Origin of the sequence: Paracraurococcus lichenis (genome assembly GCF_030657435.1) — a bacterium.
GTDB classification, from domain to species: Bacteria; Pseudomonadota; Alphaproteobacteria; order Acetobacterales; family Acetobacteraceae; genus Paracraurococcus; species Paracraurococcus lichenis.
Genome location: NZ_JAUTWS010000352.1, coordinates 1 through 915, shown reverse-complemented (window position 1 = coordinate 915; position 915 = coordinate 1). Strand labels below are relative to the sequence as shown.

Genomic DNA, 915 nt, shown 5'->3' with positions numbered 1-915 from the left:
GCGCGAGCAGGGCGACTGCTCGGACATCGTCAATCTCCATATCGGTGTCGATCAGGTAGCAACGTCCGTCGGGCGGGGCCGGCCCGGCACGCACCGCAGCAGGGAGACAGACCAAGGACAACAGCGTGGCCAGGAGAAGGCTGGCGAGCTTTGGTCGATGCACCGAGGGCCGCTGCGTCCGGGTCGTCATACTCCCAGCTTCCTCCCAAGATCATTGAGCCGGCCGTGGCGTTCTTGAAGGCTCCGCGTGCTGTACCCGAATAAATGATATTATGAAACCCGTGGACATGTGGAGCCTGACGCCGGAGGTGTAAGAAGAGCGCCGGCGACAGGTGATTGGGCTGCGTCAGGCGGGGCAGACCTATGCCGTGATCGCAGCCCAGGTCGGGCTGACCCAGACCGGGGTTTTCGATATCTGCAAGCGCTTCGCAGACGCTCGATCCCTTGCAGGATCAGGCCCTGGGTGAAGCCGAGCTTGATCTCCGTGATGAGCAGGAAGGGCGCTCACCAGGCCGGACCGCGGCGATGTCGCAGCCGCAGACCTCGCCCATCACCTCGTAACCGAGGCGCTCAAGATGAGCTTTGGCCGCGGCGCACAGCGATGTCTCGCGGTGCCGGGCCGGATGGGTCGCCGCTGACATCGCATGCGAACGGGCGGTCCTTGGGCTTCAGGACAGATGCTGGGCGAGGTGCTTGTTCATCTCGAACATGGTCACCTTGTCCTTGCCGAAGACCTTGCGAAGCTTATCGTCGGCCAGAATCTCGCGGCGGTCCTCCGGGTTCTGCAGGTTGTTGGCCTTGATGTAATCCCACACCTTGCTGACCACCTCGCCCCGCGGCAATGGCTCACTACCAACCACCGCGCCTAGCTCCTCGGACGGCTTCAACGGCTGCTGCAGAGCGTTCGCCTTCCCA

General features: G+C 63.4%; 2 protein-coding genes. Both read right to left on the bottom strand.

The genetic code is table 11. The features are described 5' to 3' along the window. The coding region (locus Q7A36_RS40190; RefSeq protein WP_305109390.1) for a hypothetical protein at positions 1 to 190 on the bottom strand (190 nt) is incomplete at its 3' end. A 478-nt stretch (positions 191 to 668) separates the two neighbouring features. Next, the coding region (locus Q7A36_RS40185; RefSeq protein WP_305109389.1) for an SWIB/MDM2 domain-containing protein at positions 669 to 915 on the bottom strand (247 nt) is incomplete at its 5' end.